This is a genomic window from Achromobacter sp. Marseille-Q0513 (assembly GCF_018195695.1).
Lineage (GTDB): Bacteria > Pseudomonadota > Gammaproteobacteria > Burkholderiales > Burkholderiaceae_B > Achromobacter.
The window spans coordinates 47,712-72,035 of the sequence record NZ_JAGTJY010000002.1 but is presented as its reverse complement, the minus strand read 5'-3'; the positions used below and the strand labels follow the sequence as shown (position 1 = coordinate 72,035).

The 24,324-nt window shown below is 66.7% G+C and carries 22 protein-coding genes and 1 pseudogene; 7 read left to right on the top strand and 16 right to left on the bottom strand.

Features of this window, described 5'->3' with window-relative positions:
• Positions 1-54: 54 nt before the first annotated feature.
• Positions 55-930 (bottom strand): annotated as a pseudogene (locus tag KDH83_RS01005) (LysR family transcriptional regulator); the annotation flags it as partial.
• A gap of 248 nt (positions 931-1,178) precedes the next feature.
• Between KDH83_RS01005 and KDH83_RS01000 the strand changes: the two are divergent.
• Genes KDH83_RS01000 through KDH83_RS00990 form a run of 3 tightly spaced genes read left to right on the top strand, consistent with a single transcriptional unit; the run spans position 1,179 to position 4,023 of the window.
• Complete coding sequence (locus tag KDH83_RS01000) at positions 1,179-2,009, top strand: MaoC family dehydratase N-terminal domain-containing protein (protein WP_212312220.1); 831 nt, start codon at positions 1,179-1,181, stop codon at positions 2,007-2,009.
• Positions 2,006-3,199 (top strand): CaiB/BaiF CoA-transferase family protein, encoded by a 1,194-nt coding sequence (locus KDH83_RS00995; protein WP_212312219.1) that lies wholly within the window; start codon positions 2,006-2,008, stop codon positions 3,197-3,199. Before KDH83_RS01000 ends, KDH83_RS00995 begins: the two co-directional genes overlap by 4 nt.
• Complete coding sequence (locus KDH83_RS00990) at positions 3,196-4,023, top strand: CoA ester lyase (protein WP_212312218.1); 828 nt, start codon at positions 3,196-3,198, stop codon at positions 4,021-4,023. Before KDH83_RS00995 ends, KDH83_RS00990 begins: the two co-directional genes overlap by 4 nt.
• 79 nt (positions 4,024-4,102) lie before the next feature.
• Here KDH83_RS00990 and nadB read toward each other — a convergent pair whose 3' ends face one another.
• The gene (gene nadB, locus KDH83_RS00985) at positions 4,103-5,704 is read right to left on the bottom strand and encodes an L-aspartate oxidase (protein WP_212312217.1); all 1,602 of its coding nucleotides are present in this window, start codon (positions 5,702-5,704) and stop codon (positions 4,103-4,105) included.
• Positions 5,705-5,714: 10 nt separating this feature from the next.
• A complete protein-coding gene (nadA, locus tag KDH83_RS00980; protein ID WP_212312216.1) occupies positions 5,715-6,842 on the bottom strand; it encodes a quinolinate synthase NadA in 1,128 nt (375 codons plus the stop codon).
• A gap of 268 nt (positions 6,843-7,110) precedes the next feature.
• Between nadA and KDH83_RS00975 the strand changes: the two genes are divergently transcribed.
• Positions 7,111-8,001, top strand: a complete 891-nt coding sequence (locus KDH83_RS00975; protein WP_212312215.1) for a sugar kinase — start codon at positions 7,111-7,113, stop codon at positions 7,999-8,001.
• Between the two features lie 161 nt (positions 8,002-8,162).
• Here KDH83_RS00975 and KDH83_RS00970 read toward each other — a convergent pair whose 3' ends face one another.
• From KDH83_RS00970 to hda, 4 genes are read right to left on the bottom strand one after another with little or no spacing between them, the layout of a single operon-like run.
• Entirely contained in the window at positions 8,163-8,645 is a 483-nt protein-coding gene (locus tag KDH83_RS00970; protein ID WP_212312214.1) for a 2-amino-4-hydroxy-6-hydroxymethyldihydropteridine diphosphokinase, read from the bottom strand.
• Positions 8,646-8,648: 3 nt separating this feature from the next.
• Positions 8,649-10,016: a polynucleotide adenylyltransferase PcnB gene (gene pcnB, locus KDH83_RS00965; RefSeq protein ID WP_212312211.1), complete on the bottom strand. Its 1,368-nt coding sequence runs from the start codon at positions 10,014-10,016 to the stop codon at positions 8,649-8,651.
• Positions 10,017-10,022: 6 nt separating this feature from the next.
• A complete protein-coding gene (locus KDH83_RS00960) occupies positions 10,023-10,721 on the bottom strand; it encodes an HAD family hydrolase (protein ID WP_212312209.1) in 699 nt (232 codons plus the stop codon).
• On the bottom strand, positions 10,718-11,419 hold the full coding sequence (hda, locus tag KDH83_RS00955; protein WP_103272578.1) for a DnaA regulatory inactivator Hda: 702 nt from the start codon (positions 11,417-11,419) through the stop codon (positions 10,718-10,720). Before hda ends, KDH83_RS00960 begins: the two co-directional genes overlap by 4 nt.
• Positions 11,420-11,863: 444 nt before the next feature.
• Between hda and purM the strand changes: the two genes are divergently transcribed.
• Positions 11,864-12,913, top strand: coding sequence for a phosphoribosylformylglycinamidine cyclo-ligase (gene purM / locus KDH83_RS00950; RefSeq protein WP_103272579.1), 1,050 nt, complete (start codon positions 11,864-11,866; stop codon positions 12,911-12,913).
• 72 nt (positions 12,914-12,985) lie between these two features.
• Here the strand turns inward: purM and KDH83_RS00945 are convergent, their stop codons facing one another.
• The 3 genes from KDH83_RS00945 to mutL all read right to left on the bottom strand — a co-directional run bounded on the left by KDH83_RS00945 (position 12,986) and on the right by mutL (position 17,034).
• Positions 12,986-13,750 carry a hypothetical protein gene (locus KDH83_RS00945; protein ID WP_212312207.1) on the bottom strand — a complete coding sequence of 255 codons (765 nt, stop codon included), beginning with the start codon at positions 13,748-13,750 and terminating at the stop codon, positions 12,986-12,988.
• Positions 13,751-14,011: 261 nt separating this feature from the next.
• A complete protein-coding gene (gene miaA, locus KDH83_RS00940; protein WP_212312205.1) occupies positions 14,012-14,977 on the bottom strand; it encodes a tRNA (adenosine(37)-N6)-dimethylallyltransferase MiaA in 966 nt (321 codons plus the stop codon).
• A gap of 2 nt (positions 14,978-14,979) precedes the next feature.
• Entirely contained in the window at positions 14,980-17,034 is a 2,055-nt protein-coding gene (gene mutL / locus KDH83_RS00935; protein ID WP_212312203.1) for a DNA mismatch repair endonuclease MutL, read from the bottom strand.
• A 77-nt stretch (positions 17,035-17,111) separates the two neighbouring features.
• Here mutL and KDH83_RS00930 point away from each other — a divergent pair, with 77 nt between their 5' ends.
• Positions 17,112-17,747, top strand: coding sequence for a VTT domain-containing protein (locus tag KDH83_RS00930; RefSeq protein ID WP_212312201.1), 636 nt, complete (start codon positions 17,112-17,114; stop codon positions 17,745-17,747).
• An 82-nt stretch (positions 17,748-17,829) separates the two neighbouring features.
• Here KDH83_RS00930 and KDH83_RS00925 read toward each other — a convergent pair whose 3' ends face one another.
• Entirely contained in the window at positions 17,830-19,212 is a 1,383-nt protein-coding gene (locus KDH83_RS00925) for an N-acetylmuramoyl-L-alanine amidase (protein ID WP_212312199.1), read from the bottom strand.
• Positions 19,143-19,691, bottom strand: a complete 549-nt coding sequence (tsaE, locus tag KDH83_RS00920; protein ID WP_212312196.1) for a tRNA (adenosine(37)-N6)-threonylcarbamoyltransferase complex ATPase subunit type 1 TsaE — start codon at positions 19,689-19,691, stop codon at positions 19,143-19,145. The genes KDH83_RS00925 and tsaE overlap by 70 nt, the downstream gene beginning before the upstream one ends.
• A gap of 170 nt (positions 19,692-19,861) precedes the next feature.
• Between tsaE and fumC the strand changes: the two genes are divergently transcribed.
• Positions 19,862-21,256 carry a class II fumarate hydratase gene (fumC, locus tag KDH83_RS00915; RefSeq protein ID WP_212312194.1) on the top strand — a complete coding sequence of 465 codons (1,395 nt, stop codon included), beginning with the start codon at positions 19,862-19,864 and terminating at the stop codon, positions 21,254-21,256.
• Between the two features lie 276 nt (positions 21,257-21,532).
• Here fumC and KDH83_RS00910 read toward each other — a convergent pair whose 3' ends face one another.
• The 4 genes from KDH83_RS00910 to KDH83_RS00895 are packed head-to-tail and all read right to left on the bottom strand — an operon-like array spanning position 21,533 to position 24,259.
• Positions 21,533-22,474, bottom strand: coding sequence for a fatty acid desaturase (locus KDH83_RS00910; protein WP_212312192.1), 942 nt, complete (start codon positions 22,472-22,474; stop codon positions 21,533-21,535).
• Positions 22,471-22,902 (bottom strand): hypothetical protein, encoded by a 432-nt coding sequence (locus KDH83_RS00905; RefSeq protein WP_212312190.1) that lies wholly within the window; start codon positions 22,900-22,902, stop codon positions 22,471-22,473. Before KDH83_RS00905 ends, KDH83_RS00910 begins: the two co-directional genes overlap by 4 nt.
• Entirely contained in the window at positions 22,899-23,747 is an 849-nt protein-coding gene (locus KDH83_RS00900) for an alpha/beta hydrolase (protein WP_212312189.1), read from the bottom strand. The genes KDH83_RS00905 and KDH83_RS00900 overlap by 4 nt, the downstream gene beginning before the upstream one ends.
• The gene (locus tag KDH83_RS00895) at positions 23,747-24,259 is read right to left on the bottom strand and encodes a 4'-phosphopantetheinyl transferase superfamily protein (protein ID WP_212312188.1); all 513 of its coding nucleotides are present in this window, start codon (positions 24,257-24,259) and stop codon (positions 23,747-23,749) included. The genes KDH83_RS00900 and KDH83_RS00895 overlap by 1 nt, the downstream gene beginning before the upstream one ends.
• Between the last annotated feature and the right edge of the window lie 65 nt (positions 24,260-24,324).

Genomic DNA, 24,324 nt, shown 5'->3' with positions numbered 1-24,324 from the left:
AGCTCGCACAGCTTCGTCCGGCCGCGCCGTGTCGCCGGCCTCGTCGCGCGCCTGCTGTATCTGCGCGATCAGTTCGCGCGCACAGCCTGGCAGGGCGTCGATGTCGCGCAGCAGCAGCTTGCGCTCGCGCACCACCCAGGGTTCGTCCAGCTCGACCACGCGCAGGCCCTGGCTGGCGCCATAGCGCCGCGCGGCCGAGTCGGGGATCACGCCCACGCCGACGCCCGCCTGCACCATGCGGCAGATGGAATCGAAGCTGTAGAGCTGGATGCGCTGGGGCAGGCGCTGGCCCGTCATTTCCAGCTGTTCGCGCAGGAAGGCCACCAGCGTGGAGCCTTCGTGCATGGTGATGAAGGGATAGCTGACGGCCTCGGCCAGCTTGACCTTGGCGCGGTCCTGCAAGGGGTGGCCGTTGGGCGTCACCAGCACCAGGCGGTCGGTGCTGAAATGGATGGCCTGCAATTCAGGCGCGTCCACCGGGCCGGCCACGATGCCCAGGTCGGTGGTGCCGTCGCGCACGCCGCGCACGATGTCGCGCGTGAGCCGCTCCTGCAGGTCCACGGTCACGCCCGGATGCCCGGCCAGGTAGCGGGCCAGCAGGTCGGGCATGAACTCGGTGACCGCCGTGGTGTTGGCGAAGATGCGGATATGGCCGGCGTCGCCGTCGGCCTGTTCCTGGAAGTCGTGCTTCAGGTGGTCCACCTGGCGCAGGATCACGCGCGCATGCTGCAGCAGGCGCTGGCCGGCGGGCGTGATCTCCACGCCCCGGCTGTCGCGGTAGAGCAGGCGGGTATTGAGCTGGTTCTCCAGCGCCTTGATGCGCACGCTGACCGCGGCCAGCGACAGATGGGCGCGCTTGGCCGCCTGCGTCAGGCTGGGGGATTCGGCGATGTGGATGAACAGACGGAGGTCGGGCAGATCGAAGTGCATGCGCCATATTAGTGATCCGTGGCGCGACGCGCCAGCCGTGCGAGCCTCGGAATCTGTCTGGCGGAGACGGTCCCGAGCGGGGCAGCGCGGAGCCGGCTTTGCCGGTCCGCGGCTGCGCCCCCTTGAGGGGGAGCGCGCAGCGCTCGGGGGTGGTGCCCCTAAAGGCGGGCTTGAGCAAAAATGAATTCACAGGGAGCGCGCATTCCAGGCATGCTCATGCCATGCAACCCTCGACCAAGGATACCGGCATGACCTCCAACGACCCCGCCGCCTGGATCGGCAGCAGCGAGCGCCTGGCCGACGCGCTCGATCCCGGCCATGCCGCGCGCATCGCCGCCGCCCTGGGCGGGCCGGCGCTGGCACACGGCGACGCGTTGCCGCCGCTGTGGCAATGGGCCTTCTTCATCAGCGCCGTGAGCCAGGATGGGCTGGGGACGGATGGCCATCCCTCGCGCGGCGGTTTCCTGCCGCCCGCGCATGACCGCAACCGCATGTGGGCCGGCGGCCGGGTCGAATTCGTCCGGCCGCTCAGAGTCGGCGTGCCGGCCGAGCGCCTGTCCACCGTGGCCGACGTCAAGGAAAAGACCGGCCGCACCGGTGCGCTGCTGTTCGTGACCGTGCGCCACGAATACCGCCAGGACGGCGAGGCCGCGATCCTGGAGGAACAGGACATCGTCTACCGCCAGCCCACGCCGCCCAAGCTGTCCGGGTCCGAGCCTGCGCCCGAGGCGCAGTGGCGCGACCGGGTCGAGCCGACTTCCGTGCTGCTGTTCCGTTATTCAGCCGTGACCTTCAATGGTCACCGCATCCACTACGATCATCCGTATGTCACCACTGTCGAGGGCTATCCCGGCCTGGTGGTGCACGGGCCGCTGATCGCCACCGAGATGGTCGCCGCCTTTGTCCGCGCCCATCCCCAGGCCAGGCTGAAGCATCTGTCGTATCGCGGCCTGCGGCCGTTGATCTCGCCCACGCCCTTTCACGTCGCCGGCCGGCTGGACGGCCCGGGCCTGGCGCGGCTGTGGGCCGAGCAGGACGGCACCCTGGCGCACCAGGCCGAACTGAGGTTCGAGGCATGAGCGCGCCCGCCCCCCGCCCGCTGGACGGCATCACCGTCGTCAGCCTGGAACACGCCATCGCCGCGCCGTTCTGCACCCGTCAGCTGGCCGACATGGGCGCGCGCGTCATCAAGATCGAGCGCCCCGGCGCGGGTGATTTCGCGCGCGGCTATGACGAGCGCGTGCGCGGCCTGTCCTCGCACTTCGTCTGGACCAACCGCTCCAAGGAAAGCCTGACGCTGGATCTCAAGCGCGACGAGGCCGGCGACGTGATGGAACGCCTGCTGGCCGGCGCCGACGTGCTGGTGCAGAACCTGGCGCCGGGCGCGGCCGCGCGGCTGGGGCTGTCGTTCGAGGCGCTGCATGCGAAGTACCCGCGCCTGATCGTCTGCGATATCTCCGGCTATGGCGAAGGCGGCCCGTACCAGGACAAGAAGGCCTACGACCTGCTGATCCAGAGCGAGAGCGGTTTCGTGTCCGTCACCGGCACGGCCGACGGCCCGTCCAAGGCCGGTTGTTCCATCGCCGACATCGCCGCTGGCATGTATGCCTATTCGGCCATCCTGAACGCGCTGCTGCTGCGCGGCAGGACCGGCGAGGGCAGCCGCATCGACGTGTCCATGCTGGAAAGCATGGTCGAGTGGATGGGCTATCCCATGTACTACGCCTTCGACGGCGCGCCGCCGCCGCTGCGCGCGGGCGCGGCCCACGCCACCATCTATCCCTACGGGCCGTTTCCCGTGGGCGGCGGGGCCACCATCATGCTGGGGCTGCAGAACGAGCGCGAGTGGCGCGTGTTCTGCGCCCAGGTGCTGCGCCAGGCCGAACTGGCCGAGGATCCGCGCTTCCTGTCGAACTCGCAGCGCACCGCCAATCGCGAGGCGCTGCGCACGCTGATCGTCGACGCCTTCGCCGGCCTGGACATCGGTCAGGTCACGCAGCGGCTGGAGGACGCACAGATCGCCAACGCCCGCGTCAACGACATGGCCGGCGTCTGGGCGCATCCGCAGCTGCAGGCGCGCCAGCGCTGGCGCGAGGTCGCCAGCCCGGCCGGGGCGCTGCCGGCGCTGCTGCCGCCCGCCAGTAACAGCGCCTACGCGCCGCGCATGGATCCCGTGCCGGCCGTGGGCGAAAACACCGACGCGGTGCTAGCATCATTGGGGTACGCGCCCGACGAGGTGGCGCGACTGCACGCCGCGGAGGTCGTATGAGCCATCCCATCGTTCGTACCGCGCTGTTCGTGCCGGCTTCCCGGCCCGAACGCATCCCCAAGGCGCTGGCCAGCGGCGCGGACGCCGTGATCGTGGACCTGGAAGATGCCGTCGAGCACCTGGCCAAGGACAGCGCGCGCGAAGCACTGTGCGACTTCCTGGGCACGCATCCGCAGGCGCGCCTGTGGGTGCGCATCAACGACGCCTCCACGCCCTGGCACGAGGACGATCTCAAGGCGCTGCGCGGCAAGGCCGGCGTGACCGCCATCTTGCTGCCCAAGGCCGAGAGCCTGGCGCAGGCGCGTCACGTGGCCCAGGCCGGATTGCCGGTCATCCCCATCATCGAGACCGCGCGCGGCGTGCTCAACGCCGCCGAGGTCGCGGGCACGCCCGGCGTGGCGCGGCTGGCCTACGGCGGCCTGGACTACGCCCTGGACCTGGGGCTGGCGCCGGATACGCCGGGCGCCGAGATCGTGCTTGACCATGCCCGCATCCAGGTGCTGCTGCAGACCCGCGCGGCCGGGTTGCCGCCGGCGCTGGACGGGGTGTTTCCCGGCGTGCAGGACACCGCCGGCCTGGCACGCGCCGCGTCCAGGGCGCAGCAGATGGGCTTTGGCGGCATGCTTTGCATCCATCCGGCCCAGGTGCCGGTGATCCACGGCGTTTTCGCGCCGGCCGCCGCCGAGCTGGACTGGGCGAGGCGCGTGCTTGCCGCGCATCGCGACGGCGGGCCGGGCGCGTTCATGCTGGACGGACGCATGGTGGACGCGCCGGTCATCGCGCGGGCCAGGCAGGTGCTGGCGCAAGCGGGCGAGTCGGTTTAGCGCTTGTCGGCATCGCGGCCCCGGCCGGAGGCCGGGCCTGTAGAGATGATTGGCCGGTTGCGTGGCCGTGCCACACTGGTTACGGGCTGCCCGGCGCGTTGCCGGGCGCGGGCCAGTCGCTGCTGGCGTGCGCGCCCCGGCTCTCGCGTCGCCGCGCCGCGGCGGCGACGATCAGGTCGCACACATCCAGCTGGTTGCGCAGCGCCTGCCAGCGGGCGTCCTTGGCAGGATCCGCGTCTGGCGGCAGTTCTCGACGCCATGTCGCGATCTGTTCCGCCGCGCCGGCCAGCCCCTGATCGCTGCGCACGATGCCCGCTTCCCGCTGCATCAGGCGCCGTAGCGCCGCGCGGATCGTGTCGGGGGCGCGGGGCGCGTCCGGAGCGGGCCGCGCGGCAGGACGCGAGAGCGTTGACGCCTGCGCTGCCCTGCGTGGCGTTGACGGCGCCGCCAGGACTCCAGCATTGGTTGCGTCGCCCGATGCGGCGATGGCCCTTGCGGCCGCCCGTCCCATCACCACGCATTCCAGCAGTGAATTGCTGGCCAGCCGGTTGGCGCCATGCAGGCCGGTGCGCGCGACTTCGCCCACGGCTCGCAAGCCGGCGATGCCGGTGGCGCCGTCCACGTCCGCGCGGACGCCGCCGCAGGCATAGTGCGCGCAGGGCGCGACCGGCATGGGCTGCGTGGCGATATCGATGCCGTGCGCGGCGCACAGCGCCGTCACGGCGGGGAAGTGCCGGTCCAGCCAGGCGCGCGGCCGGTGCGAGATGTCCAGGTGCACATAGGGCAGATCGCCGCGCGACATTTCGGCCCAGATCGCGCGCGCGACGATGTCGCGAGGCGCCAGTTCCGCGCGGGAGTCGTGCGCGGGCATGAAGCGTTCGCCGCCCGGCAGGCGCAACACCGCGCCTTCGCCGCGCAGCGCCTCGGTTACCAGGCCGGCCGCGCGGCCATCCACCTGTAGCGCTGTGGGATGGAACTGCACGAACTCCATGTCCGCCACCTGGCAGCCCGCGCGCCAGGCCATGGCCACGCCGTCGCCGGTCGCGGCATCGGGGTTGGTGGTCTGGGCATAGACCTGGCCCAGTCCGCCCGTCGCCAGCACCGTATGGCCAGCCTCCCAGGGGATGATGGCGCCGTCGCCGACGCGCACCCGCGCGCCGAGACAGCGCCGGGGCGCGCCGGCATCGGCGGATTCGGCCAGCAGCAGGTCCAGCGCGGCCGCATGTTCGATCAGCCTGATGTTGGGCCGCGCGCGGCATTGCCGCAGCAGCGCGGCGTGCACGGCCCGCCCGGTGGCGTCGGCCGCGTGGGCGATGCGGCGCGCGCCGTGGCCGCCCTCGCGCGTCAGGTGCAGCGAGCGGCCATCCTCGTCCAGCGTGAAGGGCACGCCGAGCCCGAGCAGCCAGTCGATCGCCGCGGGGCCTTGCGCAAGGATGCGGCGCACGGCGTCGGCGTCGCACAGCCCGGCGCCGGCGATCAGCGTGTCCTGGACGTGCGCCTCGATGCTGTCGTCCGGCGCCTGCGCCGCCGCGATGCCGCCTTGCGCCCAGGCGCTGGCGCAATCGTCGGCGGGCCCCTTGCTCAGCATGGTCACGCGCAGATGCGGCGGCAGCGACAGGGCCGTGGCCATGCCGGCCAGGCCGGCGCCGATGACGAGCACGTCTGTCGATTCCGGATGCATGGAGGTGTCCTCAGGCCGGGCCGAAGTGGCGGTACAGCGCGCCGTCGCGCGCGAAGTCGCCGCTGCTGCGCACCGGCTGGCGAGCAGCGGCGGCGAAATCCAGCATGCGTTCGATGGGCCGGCGCGCGGCCAGCGCGATGGCCGGATCCAGCTCGATCTCGCCTCGGCCCGAGGCCAGGGCCTGTTCCACGCCGTCCAGCGCATTCATCGCCATCCAGGGACACAGCGCGCAGCTCTTGCAGGTCGCGCCATGGCCGGCGGTGGGCGCGGCCAGGAAGGTCTTGCCCGGATGGCGCTGCCGCATGTCGTGGAGGATGCCCTGATCGGTGGCGACGATGAAGGTGTCGGTGTCGAGCCTGCCGGCGGCGGCGATCAACTGCGTCGTGGAGCCGACCACGTCGGCCAGCGCGGCGACGCCGGCCGGCGATTCGGGATGGACCAGGATGGCTGCTTGCGGATGCTCGCGCGACAGCGCGGCCAGTTCGTCGGCCTTGAATTCGTCATGCACCACGCAGGAGCCGTGCCACAGCAGCATGTCGGCGCCGGTCCGCGCCTGGATGTAGGCGCCCAGGTGGCGGTCGGGCGCCCATAGGATCTTTTCGCCTCGGGCGTGCAGGTGCGCCACGATGTCCTGTCCGACCGAGGACGTCACGACCCAGTCGGCCCGCGCCTTCACCGCGGCGCTGGTGTTGGCGTAGACCACCACGGTGCGGTCGGGATGGGCGTCGCAATGGCGGCTGAACGCGTCGGCGGGACAGCCCAGGTCCAGCGAGCACGTGGCCTCGCCGTCCGGCATCAGCACGCGCTTGTGCGGGCTGAGGATCTTGGCCGTCTCGCCCATGAAGCGCACGCCGGCCACCACCAGGGTGGACGCGGGATGGCTGGCGCCGAAGCGCGCCATTTCCAGCGAGTCGCCGACGCAGCCGCCGGTTTCGCGAGCCAGGTCCTGCAGCGGGCCGTCCACGTAGTAGTGGGCGATCATGACCGCGTCGCGCTCGCGCAGCAGGACGCGCAGCCGGTCGGCGGCCTGGCGTTGCTGCTCGGGGCTCTGCGGCGCGGGCACGCGGGCCCAGGCCTGGCCGACGCCACAGGCGCCGGCGGAAGCAGGGTGATCGAACGCGACGGACTTGATGGACATGGCTGTCTCCGGTTCCGGAATGGGTTCGGGAAAATTATACTCATATTGAGTATTAATGAAAGCGCCCGAAAGCGATGCCCGATTCCGCCGGTTCCAGACTTGCATCATGCCGGCGCGGTATCGCGGCGGCGTGGGCGCGGGGAATGGCGTAGCATGGTGCGGCTCTGGCAAGGGCTGCCAGCATCCGCGCGGCGGTTCCCGGCCACGACCATCATCCCTTTGCAACGCGATCGCCGCCTCGTGGCGGCGCGACCTACAAGGCAGGAACATGAGCTGCACGTCCCTATTCATCGGACATACCTACATCGACGTCACCCTGTTGGCCGATCACTGGCCGACCGGGGACGAGAAGAGCGTGGCCAGCGACTACGCGGTGTCCTTCGGCGGCAATGCCGTGACGGCGGCTTTCGCCTGCGCCAAGCTGGGCTCCGCGCCCGATCTGATCTGCTCCATGGCGCCGGACTGGCTGGGCCACATGTATGCCGACATGGCGGCGGCCCACGGCGTGGCGCTGCACACGCGCCAGGTGCGCCGGTCCTCGCTGTCCTGCATCATGCCGAACCATGGCAAGCGCGCCATCGTGCGCGCCCGCGATGCCGATTACCTGAACGATTTCCCCCGCCTGGACATCAGCGGCTACCGCGCGTTGCACCTGGACGGCCATCAGCCTGACGCGGCGCTGCATTACGCGCGCGCCTTCCGCCAGGCCGGCATCCTGACCTCGCTGGACGGCGGCGGCGTGCGCGAGAACACCGACGAGTTGTTGCGCTACATCGACGTGGCCGTATGCGCCGAGCGCATGTGCGAGCAGATGGGGTTGCCGCCGGAAGGCCTGCTGGAATTCCTGCAGGCCCGGGGTTGCCGCGTGGGCGCGGTCACGCTGGGCGAGCGCGGCATGCTCTGGTATGGCGAGGACGGCAAGATCCGCGAACTGGCTTCACTGGATGTGCCGGCCGAACGCATCGTGGACACCTCGGGCGCGGGCGACGTGTTTCACGGCGCCTATGTCTGGTCGTACCTGAATCGTCCGGAACTGCCGTGGTCGGAGCACTTCACGTTTGCCCGCGCGGCGTCGGCGCACAAGATCCAGCATCTGGGCAACGAGGCGGGGCTGCCCGGCGTGGAAGATGTTGAACGCGCGATGATGGAATTCAAATAGAGGGTCCCCCCGAGCGCTGCGCGCCTCCCGCTACAACGGGGCGCCGCTACGGGCCGGCCGAGCCGGCACCGTGCGGCCTCGATTCGGGGAGGCCGGTGTGGGGCCGGGCGTTGTGCCTGGCCTGGATGTCGGGACGGGGAGGCGGCTGCCTCGCGGCGCCTTTACAGCGGGGAGATGGGCTGGTCGTGGATGTCGGCCAGCCAGTCGGCGGCCGGGCGGCCGGCGACGCGCAAGTCGGGGAACAGGTCCAGCAGCGGACGCAGCACGAAAGCGCGCAGATGCATGCGGGGATGCGGCAGGACCAGGCGCGGGTCTTCGAGGGACTGGTCGCCGTGGAGCAGCATGTCCAGGTCCAGCGTGCGCGGCGCGTTCTTGTAGGGGCGCTCGCGGCCGTGGCGCAGTTCCAGGGCCTGCAGCGCGTCCAGTAGTTCCAGCGGCGTCAGCGTGGTGTCCAGCGCCGCGGCGGCGTTGACGAAGTCGGGGCCGGTGGCCTCGACCGGAGCGGTGCGGTAGAAGCGCGAGGCGGTCACGGCGGCGATGCCGGGCGTCTGGCGCAGTTCGTCCAGCACCGTCTTGAGGGTGGCCGCGCTGTCGCCCAGGTTGGCACCCAGCGCGATATAGGCGCGCACGCGATCCGCGCTCATCGCTTACTCCGACGCCGAGCCGCCGCGCGGCGAGCGGCGGGGACGGCGGCGGCGACGGTTGGCCGAGGTCGGTGCCGGGGCATCGGCGGGATCGCGCGGCAGGCGCGACACTTCCTCGATCATCTCGCCGCGCAGGTCGTCGTCGGCATTGGCCAGGTCCATCCACCATTGCGCCAGCACGCTGTCGAATTCGCCGGCGGCGGCGCGCAGCTGCAGGAAATCGCAGGCGGCGCGGAAGCGCGGCTGCTCGATCATGCGGTAGATGGTCTTGCCCATGCGGCGCTCGAAGCGCGGCTGCATGAACCAGATCTCGCGCATGTCCGACGAGAAGCGGCGCTGGATGGCCAGCTTTTCGGTCTGCTCGTCGAGCACCGAGTCGGCGGCTTGCGACAGCGCCGGGATAGTGTGCTCGCCCTGGGCGCGCAGCTGCTTCCAGCGCACCTCGACCTGTTGCCACAACAGCGCGGCGAACAGGAAGCTGGGGCTGATGGTCTTGCCGGCGCGCACGCGGGCGTCGGTGCGCTCCAGCGCCAGCTCCACGAAGTGTTCGCCGCCGGGCTGTTCCAGCACCACGTCCAGCAGCGGCAGCAGGCCCTTGTGCAGGCCGTCGGCGCGCAGCTGGCGCAGGCAGTCCATGGCATGGCCGCAGGTCAGCAGCTTGAGCATTTCGTCGAACAGGCGCGAGGCCGGCACGTTCTCGATCAGGTCCGCCATGGTGCCGATGGGCTGGCGCGTGGCCGGGTCGATGGTGCCGTTGAGCTTGGCGGCGAAGCGCACCGCGCGCAGCATGCGCACCGGGTCTTCGCGGTAGCGCTTGGCCGGGTCGCCGATCATGCGGATCTGGCGCTTCTTCAGGTCGGACACGCCGTGGTGGTAGTCGATGACTTCCTCGGTGTGCGGATCGTAGTAGAGCGCGTTCATGGTGAAGTCGCGGCGCGCCGCGTCCTCGGCCTGCGAGCCGAACACGTTGTCGCGCAGGATGCGGCCATGCTCGTCGGTTTCCTGGTCTTCCGAGGCGGGAGCGCGGAAGGTGGAGGTCTCGATGATCTCCTGGCCGAACACCACGTGCACCAGCTGGAAGCGGCGGCCGATGATGCGGGCGCGGCGGAACAGCGGGCGGATCTGCTCGGGCGTGGCGTTGGTGGCCACGTCGAAGTCCTTGGGCTCCAGCCCGACGATCAGGTCGCGCACGGCGCCGCCGACGATATACGCGTCATAGCCGTGCTGGCGCAGCACCTCGCAGACCTTGATGGCATGGCGCGAGACGTTGCGGCGGTCGATGCCGTGCTTGTCGCGGGCGATGCGCAGCGGTCCGCGATTAGCGGGCGCGAACAGGCGGCCGACGAATTTTTTTATGGTTTCGGTAATCATCAGGGTTCAGGACTTGGAGTCTTCCATGTGATCGAACAGATCGATCACGCGCCAGCCGCGTTCCTGGGCGATCTTGCGCAGGGCGGGGCTGGGGTTGGCGGCGACCGGCTGGCTCACCTTTTCGAGCAAGGGCACATCATTGACCGAATCGCTATAGAAAAACGATTCGGGGAAATCCGTAAGCGCCGTGCCCATGCCGGCCAGCCATTGGTCCACGCGCACCACCTTGCCTTCCTTGAAGCTGGGCGTGCCGTGGATGCGGCCGGTGTAGCGGCCGTGGCGGTATTCGGCGTCGGTGGCGATCAGGTGGGGGATGCCGAAGGCGCGGGCGATGGGGGCGGTGACGAAGCCGTTGGTGGCCGTGACCACCGCGCACAGGTCGCCGGCCTGCAGGTGCTCGTCGACCAGCGCGCGCGCGGCGGGCGTGATCGACGGGCGGATTACTTCCGCCATGAAGGCCTCGTGCCAGGCGGCCAGCTCATAAGGCGGATGCGCGGCCAACAGGCCCAGCATGAATTCGGCCGCCTGCTCGGCGGTCAGCTCGCCACGGTTGTAGCGCTCCATCAGCTCGTCGTTGCGGCGCCGGGCCTCGTCCGGATCGCCGGCGCGGCCGGTGCGCGCCAGGTAGTCGGCCCATTGATAGTCGCTGTCCAGCGGCAACAGGGTGTGGTCCAGGTCGAACAGGGCGAGACGTGGGGAGGTCATTTGGGTTGCGAGTCGGGGTCCGCGAGCATGGCGCGCAGCAGGGGCAGGGTGATGGGGCGGCCGTTGGCCAGGGAATAGCGGTCCAGCGCGTCGATCAGCGCTGCCAGCTTGCGGATGTCGCGCTCGTGGTGCGTCAGCATCCAGTTGATGATCTCGGGCGCCAGGTGCATGCCGCGCTCGGCAGCCTGGGCGGACAGGGCGGCCAGCTTGTCGGCGTCGGACAGCGGATCCAGGCGGAACACCAGGTCCCAGCCCAGGCGGGTGCGCAGGTCCTCGCGCAGCGGCATGGACAGCGGGGCGCGGTCGCCTGCCACGGCCAGCGCGAAGGCGCGGCCGGTGGCGGCGGATTCGCGCCAGCGGTTGTACAGGGCGAACAGGCCGGCCTGCCGGTTGTCGTCCATGCGGTGCACGTCGTCCACCGCCACGAACTTCGGCATCGGCGACTTGGAATCGGCGCCGGCCAGCACGCGCAGCATGTTCTCGCCGTTGGCGGCGTGGATGTAGACGGCGTCGGGGCGCGCGGTGAGCGCGCGCAGCAGATGGCTGCGGCCGCAGCCGGCCGAGCCCCATATGTAGAGCGCCCGGCCGGGGGCGAGCGTGCGCACCGCCGCGAGCGCTTCCCCGTTGGGGCCGGCGATGAAATTGTTCAGCGAAGGCGCTGGCGCAGGAAGAACGTCGAGCAGCAGCTGGCGGTTCATGGGAAGCTATTCAATCAGGCTTGCTTGCGGAGCGGTCCGGACATCCGGATCCGCGCCACGGGACTCGCGCGGGCTGCCCGGTTGCGGCCAGGCCGCGCGCCGTGTCGCCAGGCCCGTCGCCGACGCCGCCAGGCCACGCTGGCGGCAGGATCCGGCAACGGATTCCCGCAGTAAAAATCAGGTCAAACAGAATGGGTCAAGAATCGGGTCAATCGGTTGACCAAAACGGCTGGCCAAAACCGATATCGGCCAACCCTACACTTTAAACCACCTGAGGGGCGGTGTCGCGCCAGTCCGCCGTTCAGGCCCTGGCTCCCGGCGGATTCCGGGGGCTTTGGGGGGTGTCGGCGCCGGCTTGTGGCCAGCTTCGGGCCGCGGCGTCGTAAAATGCCGGGCAACCCACCCCAATTCCCAGCAATTGTTACATATCCCACGGCATTTCTCATGACGAATCAACCCTCCGCTCCCCTGACCTACCGCGACGCTGGCGTCGATATCGATGCGGGCGACGCCCTGGTCGACCGTATCAAGCCGCTCGCGGCCCGCACCATGCGTCCCGGGGTCCTGGCCGGTATCGGCGGCTTTGGCGCCCTGTTCGAAGTGCCGAAGCAGTTCAAGGAGCCGGTGCTGGTGTCGGGCACCGACGGCGTGGGCACCAAGCTGCGCCTGGCGTTCGAGTGGAACCGTCACGACACCGTGGGCATCGACCTGGTCGCCATGAGCGTCAACGACATCCTGGTGCAGGGCGCCGAGCCGCTGTTCTTCCTGGACTACTTCGCCTGCGGCAAGCTGTCCGTGGATACGGCGGCGTCCGTGGTGGGCGGCATCGCCAAGGGTTGCGAGCTGTCGGGATGCGCGCTGATCGGCGGCGAGACCGCCGAAATGCCCGGCATGTACCCGGACGGCGAATACGACCTGGCCGGCTTCGCGGTGGGCGCGGTGGAAAAGTCGGCCATCATCGACGGCAAGTCGATCAAGACCGGCGACGTGGTGCTGGGCCTGGCGTCCAGCGGCGCGCACTCCAACGGCTATTCGCTGGTCCGCAAGATCCTCGAGCGCGCCAACGCCCGCCCCGATCAGGACTTCCATGGCCAGCCGCTGGTCGACGTGGTCATGGCTCCCACCCGCATCTACGTCAAGCAGGTGCTGGCCGCGCTGGCCAAGCACGGCACCGCCATCAAGGGCCTGGCCCACATCACCGGCGGCGGCTTGCTGGACAACGTGCCGCGCATCCTGCAGCCCGGCCTGTCGGCCAAGCTGCACCGCGACGGCTGGGAAATGCCCAAGCTGTTCCAGTGGCTGCAGCAGCAGGGCGGCGTGGAAGACACCGAAATGCACCGCGTCTTCAACTGCGGCATCGGCATGGTGCTGGTGGTCGATGCCGCCCAGGCCGACGCCATCGCCGCGACCCTGCGCGAGCAGGGCGAGACCGTCAACCGCATCGGCGAGATCGTCGAGCAGCAGGACGGCATGGCGCAGACCTTCGTGGTCTGAGCATTGGTTCTTTTTCCTCGAGAAAAAACCCGCCTTGGCGGGTTTTTTTATGCTCTTGTCATGCAGGCCAGTCTAACCGGCAGGTTTGATCATTGGCTCTATCGCACCAACTTCTTGATATCGCGCGTCGGCTGGTGGCGGAGAGGTGTTTTCATCGTTTTTTGCCTGTTTGATGGCGTATTCCATTAGCTCTTGCACGTATGCTCGTCGTTCACTGGAAATCGCTATATGAAACAAGATAAGAATGAAGGACCCTGTCAAAATAGTGGGCATCCACAGCCAGGTATTGCTATTGCTCTCAAGGAGTTTTTGTGCTGAGACTGATACCGCGATAAATGCGGGAAAAAGTCCGAGTTTCCGCAGTTCGCCTGCGAGTAGCGTAGTGCGTCGTTCCGTAATTCCCCAACGATGACGGCTATGCAGGAGTGCATATTCAAGTAGTGGCTTTGGATAGCTACATAGTGTCTTGATGTGATCGGCGTCTCGTATAGCATCCTCGCTGGATAGTGGAAGTGCTCCGTCCGCTATTCGTTGTTTGTTTCGCCAGAATAGTTGCATACCGACAGCCATGAACGTTGCAAGGTAGAGCAGGCTCACTATTATCAAGACAACCGAGAGGATAAGGCCCACAGTCTGTGTGTTTTCGCCGTCAGGGAAGGAGTATCTGTAAAGAACTCCAAGTATCACTATGAGAAAAGTAGCTCCTAAATAAATTCTCAAGCCCCAACGTTCAAATCTGCGCACTAAGGCGCTCTTTTCTGGCGCCACGGCAGGGCGGTCTTGTGCCATGGCCTCCAATTTCTGGATGAGTGTGTCGATCTTGTCAGGTGCCAACATGAATAATTCCTCCAGCCTTGTGATTGGTTGCCAAGTGCATGGTTGGGCTGATCGTCTTGGTGTGTCTTGACGGGTTTATTCGCCAACACGACTCTACCAGTGGATTTTGGCAATTTATGTATTTATCTGGCGGAGAGATTGCTGCTTTATATGGGCTTATGAGTGCGTCTTCTCTCACCTGAAAAGGCGAGTGACGATCTCTTGGCAGTCCAATGCTGGTAGCCGGTCGCGCTGCGGCCGACTCATTACACAATACTGATCCTAGGCACCGCTAGCCAGCGCGGCGGCCACCGCGTCTATCGTGCGCGCCACCGCGTCCCGTGCCAGGCAATCGACGATGACACGCTCAGGCTGCGCCCGCAGCCAGGTGATCTGGCGCTTGGCCAGCTGACGCGTGGCGGCGATGCCTTGCTCGCGCGCGCCGGCCAGGTCGATCTCGCCGTCCAGGTGCGCCCAGATCTGGCGGTAGCCCACGCAGCGCACCGAGGGCAGGCCGGGATGCAGGTCGCCGCGCGCGCGCAGGGCGCGCACTTCGTCGATCAGGCCCTGCGCCAGCATGGCGTCGAAGCGCTGTTCGATGCGCGCGTGCAGCGCGGCGCGGTCCGAGGGTTCCAGGCTGATGGTCAGGTAGCGGTTGGCGCCCTCGTCCGGCTTGCGCTGCGCGCGCAGCAGCAGCGCGGACATGGGCTGGCCGGACAGGCGGCAGATTTCCAGCGCGCGCTGGATCCGCTGGCTGTCGTTGGGCGCCAGCCGCGCTGCGGTGACGGGGTCCAGCGTGGCCAGTTCGGCATGCAGCGCCGGCCAGCCTTCGCGGGCGGCGCGCGCTTCCAGCTCGGCGCGCAGCGCCGGGTCGGCCTGCGGCAGGTCGTCCAGCCCGTCGCGCAGCGCCTTGTAGTACATCATGGTGCCGCCGGCCAGCAGCGGCACGCGGCCGCGCGCGCGGATCTCGTCGATCAGGCGCAGCGCGTCGGCGCGGAATTCGGCCGCCGAGTACGACTGAGCGGGGTCCAGGATGTCCAGCAGGTGCTGCGGCACGCGCGCCTGCTCGGCGGGCGAGGGCTTGGCGGTGCCGATGTCCATGCCGCGGTAGATCGTGGCCGAATCGACGTTGACGATCTCCATCGGCCAGCGCTCGGCCAGCGCCAGCGTGGACGCGCTCTTGCCGGCCGCGGTCGGGCCGGCCAGGCAGATGACCGGCGGCAGGCCGGATGCGGAAGCAGAAGGCAAGGTTATTGTCCGCGCAGGAAGAGCTTGTCCAGGTCGGACACCGACCATTGCACCCAGGTGGGGCGGCCATGGTTGCACTGGTCCGCGCGTTCGGTGGCTTCCATCTGCCGCAGCAGCCCGTTCATCTCCTCGATGGTGAGCTTGCGGTTGGCGCGCACCGAGCCGTGGCAGGCCATGGTGGACAGCAGCTCGTTGCGCTGTTCGGTCAATAGGCGCGACACGCCCACGCCGCCCAGGTCGCGCAGCACGGCGCGGGCCAGCGTCTCGATGTCGCCGCGCGCCAGCATGGCGGGCACCGAGCGCACCGCGATCGAGGTGGGGCCGGACGGGCGCAGCTCGAAGCCCAGCTCGGCGAGCTGTTCCTCGAATTCCTCGGCGATGGCCACGTCCTTTTCCTGGGCGTGGAACACCACCGGCACCAGCAGGTCCTGGCGCGGCAGGCTGCGCGCGTCCAGCGCCTGCTTGAGCTGTTCGTAGACCACGCGCTCATGGGCCGCGTGCATGTCCACCAGCACCATGCCGCGCTTGTTCTGCGCCAGGATGTAGATGCCGTGGACCTGGGCCAGGGCCATGCCCAGCGGGTGTTCCTCGTCGGCGGGCAGAACGGCCGAGTCGCGCAGCGGCGTCGCGCGCGGCGCGGCCTCTTCGTTCAGCGGGCGGTACAGCGACTGCCAGTCGGCCGCCGGAATGCCGGCGGGTTCGGCGTGCAGGCGGAACGGCACCTGCGTATGCGGCCGCTGCGGCGCGGGCGAGGGGCGCAGGCCGTAGGGCGCGGCGTGGCCGTTGCTGGTGTAGCCGGGGCGCGCGGAGGACGGCTGCGCGCCGCTCTGCGAGGCGTGGCCAGATGCGGGCATGCCGGCTTCGGGCGTGCCGGCTTCGGACGCGCCCGAGGCGGGCGATTGCCACGCGGTCCGGGCGGCATTCGCGTTCGGCGAGGCGGATGCATCCCCTGCGCCGTCCGTGTCCGTGGCGCTTGCGCCGGCGTTCTGCGCCGGCAGCGCGCCGGGTTCCGCGTCATGGGCCTCGGGCGTGACGGCGGACGCGCCGCCGGTCTGTGCCAGCGTCTGGCCGACCGCGTGCGAGACGAAGCGGTGCACGGCGCCGCTGTCACGGAAGCGCACCTCATGCTTGGCGGGATGGACGTTGACGTCTACCGCGGCGGGATCGATGTCCAGGAACAGCACATAGGCCGGCTGGCGGTCGCCGTGCAGCACGTCGGCGTAGGCGGCGCGCAGCGCGTGGCTGACCGTGCGGTCGCGCACGAAGCGGCCGTTGACGTACAGGTATTGCCGGTCTGCGCGCGCGCGGGCCGCGGTCGGGCGGGTGATCATGCCGGCCAGGCTCACGGTGCCGACGGCGTGCGACAGCAGCAGGCCGTGCTCGGCGAACTCCGCGCCCAGCACGTCGCGGATGCGCTGCGGCGGATCGGCGGGCAGCCATTGGCGCTGCGCGCGGTCGTGGTGGAACAGGCGGAACGCGATGTGCGGATGCGCCAGCGCGATGCGTTCCATCGCGTCCACGCAATGCCCGAATTCGGTGGCTTCCGAGCGCAGGAACTTGCGGCGCGCGGGCACCGCGTCGAACAGCTGGCGCACGTCCACGGTGGTGCCGGGCGGACCCGAGGCGGGGCTGACCTGCAGGCTGCCGCCGTCGATCTGCCAGGCGTGCTCGCCGTCGCGCGTGCGCGAGATGATGGACACCTGCGCCACCGAGGCGATCGAGGCCAGCGCCTCGCCGCGGAATCCCATCGACGCCACCGATTCCAGTTCGGTCAGCGAGCGGATCTTGCTGGTGGCGTGGCGCGCCAGCGCCAGCGGCAGTTCCTCGGGCGGGATGCCGCCGCCGTCGTCGGTCACGGCGATGCGGCGGATGCCGCCGCCTTCCAGCCGGACCTCGATGGCGCGTCCGCCGGCGTCGATCGCGTTCTCCAGCACTTCCTTGAGCACGGACGCCGGCCGCTCGATGACCTCGCCGGCCGCGATCTGGCTGATCAGCAGGTCGGGCAGCGCGAGGATGGATCGGCGGTCGGTCGGGGAGTGGGTATCGGGGGTGGCCATGGTGACGATTTTAGCCTCAGGACCGCCTGGGCTATAGTCGGGGACGGATTTCACTACCGCATGGCAGGATGGCGTCGATGCTGGATTTTTTCAATATGGTGCTGCACATCGACCAGACCTTGAGCGTCTGGGTCGATCAGTACGGCACCTGGGTGTACCCGGTGCTGTTCCTGATCGTGTTCGCCGAGACCGGACTGGTGGTGCTGCCCTTCCTGCCCGGCGACTCGCTGCTCTTCATCGCCGGGGCGCTTGGCGCGACGGGCAAGATCGATCCGGTCATGTTGTCGGTGTTGCTGCTGATCGCGGCGGTGACGGGCAACACGTTGAATTACACGATCGGCCGCTACATCGGACCGCGCGTGTTCTCGATGAACCTGCGCTTCCTGGACCGGGGCGCGCTGATGCGCACGCATGCCTTCTATGAAAAGCACGGCGGCAAGACCATCGTGCTGTCGCGCTTCATTCCCGTGGTGCGGACCTTCGCCCCCTTCGTGGCCGGTGTGGCCGAGATGCCGTTCGGGCGTTTCCAGCTGTTCAACATCGCCGGCGCGCTGGCCTGGGTGGTGGGCCTGGTGGCGGCCGGCTACTTCTTCGGCAACATCCCGTTCATCAAGGACCACCTGAACACCATCGTGCTGCTGGGCCTGGCCGCCGCCATCGTGCCGGTGGTCGGCGCGGGCCTGTTCAAGCTGATCCGTTCGCGCCGCCAATAGACGCGCCGCGCAAGAGAAAAGGGCCATGCGCAGTCAGCGCATGGCCCTTTTCTTTTCAGGACGCGGGAATTGGACGTTCCGGTCAGCTCACATCGCCCAGCCTTGCCAGCGGAGGGTTCGCGGTGAAGTAGCGCTGGATCCCCGTCATCATGGCCTGCGCCAGCTTGTCCTGGTGCGAGGCGCTGCGCAGCAGCGCTTCTTCCTGCGGATTGCTGATGAAGGCCGTTTCGACCAGGATGGACGGAATGTCTGGCGCCTTGAGCACGGCGAAGCCGGCCTGTTCGACGCTGTTCTTGTGCAGCCGGTTGATCTTCTTGATCTCGTCCAGGAAGGAATTGCCGACCTTGAGCGAGTCGTTGATCTGCGCGGTGGTGGACAGGTCCAGCAGCACCTTGGCGACCTGGCGGTCATGGCTGCCCAGGTTCACGCCGCCGATCAGGTCGGCCGCGTTTTCCTTGTCGGCCATCCAGCGCGCCTGCGCGCTGGTGGCGCCGCGCTGCGACAGCGCGAACACCGACGAACCGTTGGCGGACGGCTTGATCCAGGCGTCGGCGTGGATGGACACGAACAGGTCGGCGTGCGCGCGGCGCGCCTTCTGCACGCGCACGTGCAGCGGCACGAAGTAGTCGTCGTCGCGCGTCAGGTAGGCGCGCATGTTCGGCTGGCTGTCGATCAGCGTCTTGAGCCGGCGCGCGATGCGCAGCACCACGTCTTTCTCGCGCAGGCCGCTGCTGCCGATCGCGCCCGGATCCTCGCCGCCGTGGCCGGGATCCAGCGCGATGGTGAGCATGCGCTGCTTGCCTCGGCCGGCGGAGACGGGCGGCGGCTTGGGCGTCGGGATCGGCGCGGCGGGCTGCTGGCCGCGCGCCAGCGGCGGCTCGGGCGGCGGGTTGTTCTTGCTGCCCGGGTTGCGCTGGATGTCTTCCAGGATGCGGGCCAGCGGATCGTCGACGTCGGGGCCGCCCTGCTTGTTGATGACGGCGATCAGCGGATCCTGCGCGACCTTGGGATACAGGTCCAGCACCAGGCGGTATTGATAGTCGGCAACGGGCTTGAGCGTGAACACCTGCGGCGCCACGGCCTGTTTCAGGTCGAACACCAGCCGCACCACGTTCGGCCGGTTCTGCGCCACGCGCAGGCTCTGGATATAGGGATCGCCGGGCCGGACCTTGGATACCAGGTCATTGAGGGCCGCATTGATGGTCAGGCCCTCGATGTCGACCACCAGGCGGTGGGGATTTTCCAGCGTGAACTGTTCCGCCTTGAGCTCGCTGTCCAGTTCCAGCGTGACGCGGGTGTATTCGTCGGCCGGCCAGGTGCGCACCGCGAGGATGGTGGCGGCCTGGGCCAGGCGCGGCAATACGGGGAGGACGAGCAGCGCGGCGGCGACGCTGGTCAGGCGGCGTCGGGCGGCGCCTGCCCTGGGCAGGGCGCTGGGGGCGGGGGGACAATCGCGTTCAACCATGTTTGTCCTCGGGCGGTGTACGCGGTCAGGCTGGCGTCGCGTCCTTCGCCGGCGTAGGCGAGGGAAATCTGCAGGTCGGGCGGGGGCAAAAGACCCTCTGCCCGCTCCGGCCATTCGATCAAAACGACCGCATCGTCACGCAGTAAATCCCGGAATCCTGCGTCCAACCATTCGCGCGAATCACTAAATCTATAAAAATCAAGGTGATAGAAGTATAAGTTAGAAACTTTATAGGATTCAAGCAGCGCGTAGCTTGGGCTTTTGATACGGCCCTTGATGCCGCATTCGCGCAACAGCGCCCGGGTGAAGGCGGTCTTGCCCGCGCCCAGGTCGCCCTGCAGGTGGATGGCGCCGCCCGCCGGAGCGCCGGACTGGCCGGAAACCAGCGGCGCGAGCTGCCGCGCCAGCGATTCCGTGGCGGCTTCGTCGGGCAGGTGCAGGGTCAGGCTGCTCAGGGGGACAGGCTTGGGCGCGGACATGGGACGGGGCCAGTGGTGGTAAAAAGCGGTACAGGGATATATCGAATGTCAGCGATTATAGGAATGCGGGTTTCTGCTAACCTATAACGTTATCCATAATTGATTGCTATTCTCAAATGCGTCGGGGCAAATCCGCCCGCGAACGACGCCGCTACGGAGCTGTACGCGCCATGAAGACCCGCATCGAAAAAGATACCTTCGGCCCCATCGAGGTCCCCCAGGACCACCTGTGGGGCGCCCAGACCCAGCGCTCGCTGCATTTCTTCGCGATCTCGACCGAGAAGATGCCCGCGCCGCTGGTCACCGCGATGGCGCAGCTCAAGCGCGCCGCCGCCAAGGTGAACGCCGACCTGGGCGAGCTGGATCCGAAGATCGCCGATGCCATCTCGCGCGCTGCCGACGAAGTGATCGCCGGCAAGTGGCCTGACGAGTTCCCGCTGTCCGTGTGGCAGACCGGCTCGGGCACGCAGAGCAACATGAACATGAACGAGGTGCTGGCCAACCGCGCCTCCGAGCTGCTGGGCGGCGAGCGCGGCGAAGCGCGCAAGGTCCACCCGAACGACCACGTCAATCGCGGCCAGTCGTCCAACGACACCTTCCCCACCGCCATGCACGTGGCCGCCGCCGTCCAGGTCGAGCACCACCTGCTGCCGTCGCTGAAGGCCTTGCGCGCCACGCTGGCCGCCAAGAGCGCCGAGTTCTACGACATCGTCAAGATCGGCCGTACCCATCTGCAGGACGCCACGCCGCTGACGCTGGGCCAGGAAATCTCGGGCTACGTGGCCCAGCTGGACCTGGCCGAGCAGCAGATCCGCGCCACGCTGCCGGGCCTGCACCAGCTCGCCATCGGCGGCACCGCCGTGGGCACGGGCCTGAACGCGCATCCGCAGTTCAGCGCCAAGGTTTCCGCAGACCTGGCGCACGCCACCGGCACGGCCTTCGTGTCGGCGCCCAACAAGTTCCAGGCCCTGGCCTCGCACGAAGCGCTGCTGTTCGCGCACGGCGCGCTGAAGTCGCTGGCCGCCGGCCTGATGAAGATCGCCAACGACGTGCGCTGGCTGGCCAGCGGTCCGCGCTCCGGCCTGGGCGAGATCAGCATTCCCGAGAACGAGCCGGGCAGCTCCATCATGCCGGGCAAGGTCAATCCGACGCAGTGTGAAGCCGTGACCATGCTGGCCGCGCAGGTGCTGGGCAACGACGTCGCCATCAACATCGGCGGCGCCAGCGGCAACTTCGAGCTCAACGTCTTCAAGCCCCTGGTCATCCACAACTTCCTGCAGTCGGTGCGCCTCTTGACCGACGGCATGGCCAGCTTCGACCAGCACTGCGCCCAGGGCATCGAGCCCAACCACGCGCGCATCGCCGAACTGGTCGACCGCTCGCTGATGCTGGTGACCGCGCTGAACCCGCACATCGGCTACGACAAGGCCGCGCAGATCGCCAAGAAGGCGCACAAGGAAGGGCTGTCGCTGAAGGAGTCGGCGCTGGCGCTGGGCTACCTCAACGAGGAACAGTTCGCCCAGTGGGTGGTCCCGGCCGACATGACCAACGCCAAGAAGTCTTGAGGCCCAACCCTTTTAAGGTCTTTTCCCCACCGCCTGTCTGCACAGGCAGGCGGTGGACACATGTGAGCGGGTGAGTCTCATCGACGTAGCCTATGGCGGGGTATCGCTGGGCTTGCGCCTAGACGTGGTCAAAGAGTGCTCGGGCGGCGATATGCGAAGCATCATCCCAGAGTTGGCGACGATATCCACAGCAAGGAGGTGGATGGAGATGACGAGCGTCTTCTTTTTCCATGACACTCATTTTTTGATTCATCAGGATTCGAAAAGTAAAATAAATCACGCCGAGTCAATAACGTGAGTGCGTTTTTTTTCTATTTCGTGAGATGACGGGCCGGGCGCCATGGTAATAATGCCCAGTTTTTCCAGAGCCTGATAGAGCAATTTCATCGGGTCAAGTTCCTTATCTACGGCAGGGGACAGAATTCGCGGAAATGCATGGTGATTGTGATGTAGTGTTGCACCGAGCGTTAAGGGCGACATGAAAACCAAATTGGTTGATCTTCCTTTAGTCCGGAACTTGGACGATCCCACGCAGTGGCACAGCCCATTGACCACAAGTTCAGTGAAAAAGTAACCAACGAACACCCGAAAAGCACCGAAATAGGCAAACCATCTTGTTCCCAATTCAAGGCCTCCAATTGCAAATCCAAAAGAAAACGGGATTGCGAAACCAGCGAAGGAAATCGTGACGAAATGCTTGTCGAACCATCTAAGCATTGGCTCATTGAGCAACTGACCGGCGTAGAACTTCTTTGATGTGAGGGTCCGATCAAATTTCCACCCCATGGATGCCCACCACAATCCAATGGTCAGTACCAGAAACCGGTTGTCGCCGAATTGCCAAGGGGTGTGTGGGTCTTTATTCGCGAGATCAACATGCCGGTGATGCCGCTTGTGGTTTGCCACCCATTGAATTACTGAGTCCTGACACAGAAGCGTGCCCAAGAGTGCGAGAGTCCCTCTGAAGAATCGATGTGTTGTAAACGCCCTGTGCGTAAAGTACATGTGGTAGCCGGTATTGGCACCGAGTGCCGTCGCGACGAAGGCAACCGGCAGAACATATAAGGCGTCCAAGGGCGCGAGAATCAGCTGCTGCACCGCAATCATTGATCCCACTACCACTAGGACGGTCGTCACCATGAAGTAAGCCAGGCGTCGCAGATAAGCTTGGCCACGTAGGACAACCACTTCTCCCTGATCGAATGCGGTGGCGGTCATGAGACAATTTTCCAAAATAAAGTCAGCAAGAACGCGCCGACCGCAATTACCGATAGCGCTGAGGCAAGAATCTGCAAGCTATAGATCAGGGCAACGCTGGTTTGGGTGCGATCGTCGTCCCACGCCTTGTTTAGCCAGCCGCTGAGCGTGCAGGCAAGAAAGAAGCAATAGGCTGCCATGCTGAATGGCGCTAGAGTGTAGGTCGCATTGGCTCCAAGCAGCCTGTCCAGTGCCGTCGACAGTGCGATCAGCGAAATCCCCCCGACACAGGTCGAAAGGTGGGCAACGCGCCACAGCTCGGTTCTCTTCGCATTGCCGCCGCGCTTCGTCAGGCCGTGTGGGACGCCAAGCACTGTTCCAGCGCAAAACAATAGAACCCCCAGGAGCGGGTAGAGTCCGCCCGCTGGCGTAAAGACAGTAATGTTCATGTTGTTACCCACAGCTGCTTCGTTGGCGCGCAAACGAATTGCGAAACGCACGCCACCACACCATCATCCTGCAAGATGCGCATATGGCCCAAGCCCTTGGTGCGAACGATCTGAGCGCCGTCAATGGCAAGGGCAACCCTCTCGCCATCCTTCAGAGGGATGTACTTGTCAGATGCATCGTGAATTAGAAGGCATGGTGTCTTTAAATCAGGCCCGATGGTCTCGAAGGACAGCTCGCTTTCAGGGCACCGATGTAGCGTTTCCATCAAGGGATACATTTTCTCGTGCGACTTTGACGGCAGGCCGATAATCTTCGCGAAACCGCTTACCACGTGGCGCAATGAGAACGGGCATGAAATCAGTACGGCACGTTCGACACTCACACCTTTACGCATGGCAATGGCGACGGCCGCCGCGCCGAAGGAGTGGCCGACAATCCCGTGCAGCGGACCAAACTGCCTGTCCGCATGCGCTACGGCTTCGGAAAACTCTACTAGCGTTGTACGTTTTTTGGCTGACGATCCGTGTGCCGGCCCATCGAAGGTAATGACGCGATATCCCTTTTCGGCTAAGTCCACGGCTATCTTGACCAGTTGACTCCGGCGCCCTTGCCAGCCATGGACGAGCAGAACTGCAGGGCCTTCATTCCCCCACACGGTTGCGGCGAGTTTCTCGCCGTCAAAGTGCAGCGTTTCGCCCTTGCCTAGGGCGAGGCCTGTATTTTCCCAATTGGCTGCTGGAAACCGTCTCGGAGAATAAAACACTGCAACAGCCAAACGACTTGCCACGGCAGAGGAAATTGCGTTGAGCAGCCTGAATAGTAGGCGGAATAACTTTAGTTGCATTAAAAGCTCCGATAAATGCTCGTACATGATCTGAAGATAAAAAGGCGCATTCGGCTCTGCGCTTTCTCGGCCGCGCAAGCGAGCGAGCAATCTGATGCTACGGAAAGCGAGTTCACCGTCCAGATAGCGATGCCTGCGGCAACGACATTAGTTCGATTTTCAAGGGATGGAGCGCTGGCAAGACCAAACAATCCCAGGCCGAGCCCTTTGAGAAGGGCTTCCTTGCGTGTCCAGCAATCCAATATCTGCCGAGGCTCCGCAAGGGTTCGCTCCGCGCCGACCAGCCAGCGCGCTACAGTCTCGGTGGGACGATGCATCTCTAGATCTACGCCGATGCGCGTCCTGTGTGCGAAGGCAATTGCTATGCCACGAACACAATGGGACAGGCTGATATTGAGATGGCAAGCGCCTGCATCACGCAAACTCACGAGCAGCGGCCGCCCCATCGCCGTCTTACGCAGTGCGATTTCGAATCTGCCTATGCCGAGATACTTGGACGCCAGCAATCGCATGCAAAACCGGGATACGATGTATTCGATCCTGGTCTGATGATTCAGGAACGTGCGAGATGCCTTTT

Coding starts and splice junctions, on each gene's coding strand:
- KDH83_RS01000 (WP_212312220.1), top strand. CDS start 1,179: ATGACCTCCAACGACCCCGCCGCCTGGATCGGCAGCAGCGAGCGCCTG.
- KDH83_RS00995 (WP_212312219.1), top strand. CDS start 2,006: ATGAGCGCGCCCGCCCCCCGCCCGCTGGACGGCATCACCGTCGTCAGC.
- KDH83_RS00990 (WP_212312218.1), top strand. CDS start 3,196: ATGAGCCATCCCATCGTTCGTACCGCGCTGTTCGTGCCGGCTTCCCGG.
- nadB (WP_212312217.1), bottom strand. CDS start 5,704: ATGCATCCGGAATCGACAGACGTGCTCGTCATCGGCGCCGGCCTGGCC.
- nadA (WP_212312216.1), bottom strand. CDS start 6,842: ATGTCCATCAAGTCCGTCGCGTTCGATCACCCTGCTTCCGCCGGCGCC.
- KDH83_RS00975 (WP_212312215.1), top strand. CDS start 7,111: ATGAGCTGCACGTCCCTATTCATCGGACATACCTACATCGACGTCACC.
- KDH83_RS00970 (WP_212312214.1), bottom strand. CDS start 8,645: ATGAGCGCGGATCGCGTGCGCGCCTATATCGCGCTGGGTGCCAACCTG.
- pcnB (WP_212312211.1), bottom strand. CDS start 10,016: ATGATTACCGAAACCATAAAAAAATTCGTCGGCCGCCTGTTCGCGCCC.
- KDH83_RS00960 (WP_212312209.1), bottom strand. CDS start 10,721: ATGACCTCCCCACGTCTCGCCCTGTTCGACCTGGACCACACCCTGTTG.
- hda (WP_103272578.1), bottom strand. CDS start 11,419: ATGAACCGCCAGCTGCTGCTCGACGTTCTTCCTGCGCCAGCGCCTTCG.
- purM (WP_103272579.1), top strand. CDS start 11,864: ATGACGAATCAACCCTCCGCTCCCCTGACCTACCGCGACGCTGGCGTC.
- KDH83_RS00945 (WP_212312207.1), bottom strand. CDS start 13,750: ATGTTGGCACCTGACAAGATCGACACACTCATCCAGAAATTGGAGGCC.
- mutL (WP_212312203.1), bottom strand. CDS start 17,034: ATGGCCACCCCCGATACCCACTCCCCGACCGACCGCCGATCCATCCTC.
- KDH83_RS00930 (WP_212312201.1), top strand. CDS start 17,112: ATGCTGGATTTTTTCAATATGGTGCTGCACATCGACCAGACCTTGAGC.
- KDH83_RS00925 (WP_212312199.1), bottom strand. CDS start 19,212: ATGGTTGAACGCGATTGTCCCCCCGCCCCCAGCGCCCTGCCCAGGGCA.
- tsaE (WP_212312196.1), bottom strand. CDS start 19,691: ATGTCCGCGCCCAAGCCTGTCCCCCTGAGCAGCCTGACCCTGCACCTG.
- fumC (WP_212312194.1), top strand. CDS start 19,862: ATGAAGACCCGCATCGAAAAAGATACCTTCGGCCCCATCGAGGTCCCC.
- KDH83_RS00910 (WP_212312192.1), bottom strand. CDS start 22,474: ATGACCGCCACCGCATTCGATCAGGGAGAAGTGGTTGTCCTACGTGGC.
- KDH83_RS00905 (WP_212312190.1), bottom strand. CDS start 22,902: ATGAACATTACTGTCTTTACGCCAGCGGGCGGACTCTACCCGCTCCTG.
- KDH83_RS00900 (WP_212312189.1), bottom strand. CDS start 23,747: ATGCAACTAAAGTTATTCCGCCTACTATTCAGGCTGCTCAACGCAATT.
- KDH83_RS00895 (WP_212312188.1), bottom strand. CDS start 24,259: ATGCGATTGCTGGCGTCCAAGTATCTCGGCATAGGCAGATTCGAAATC.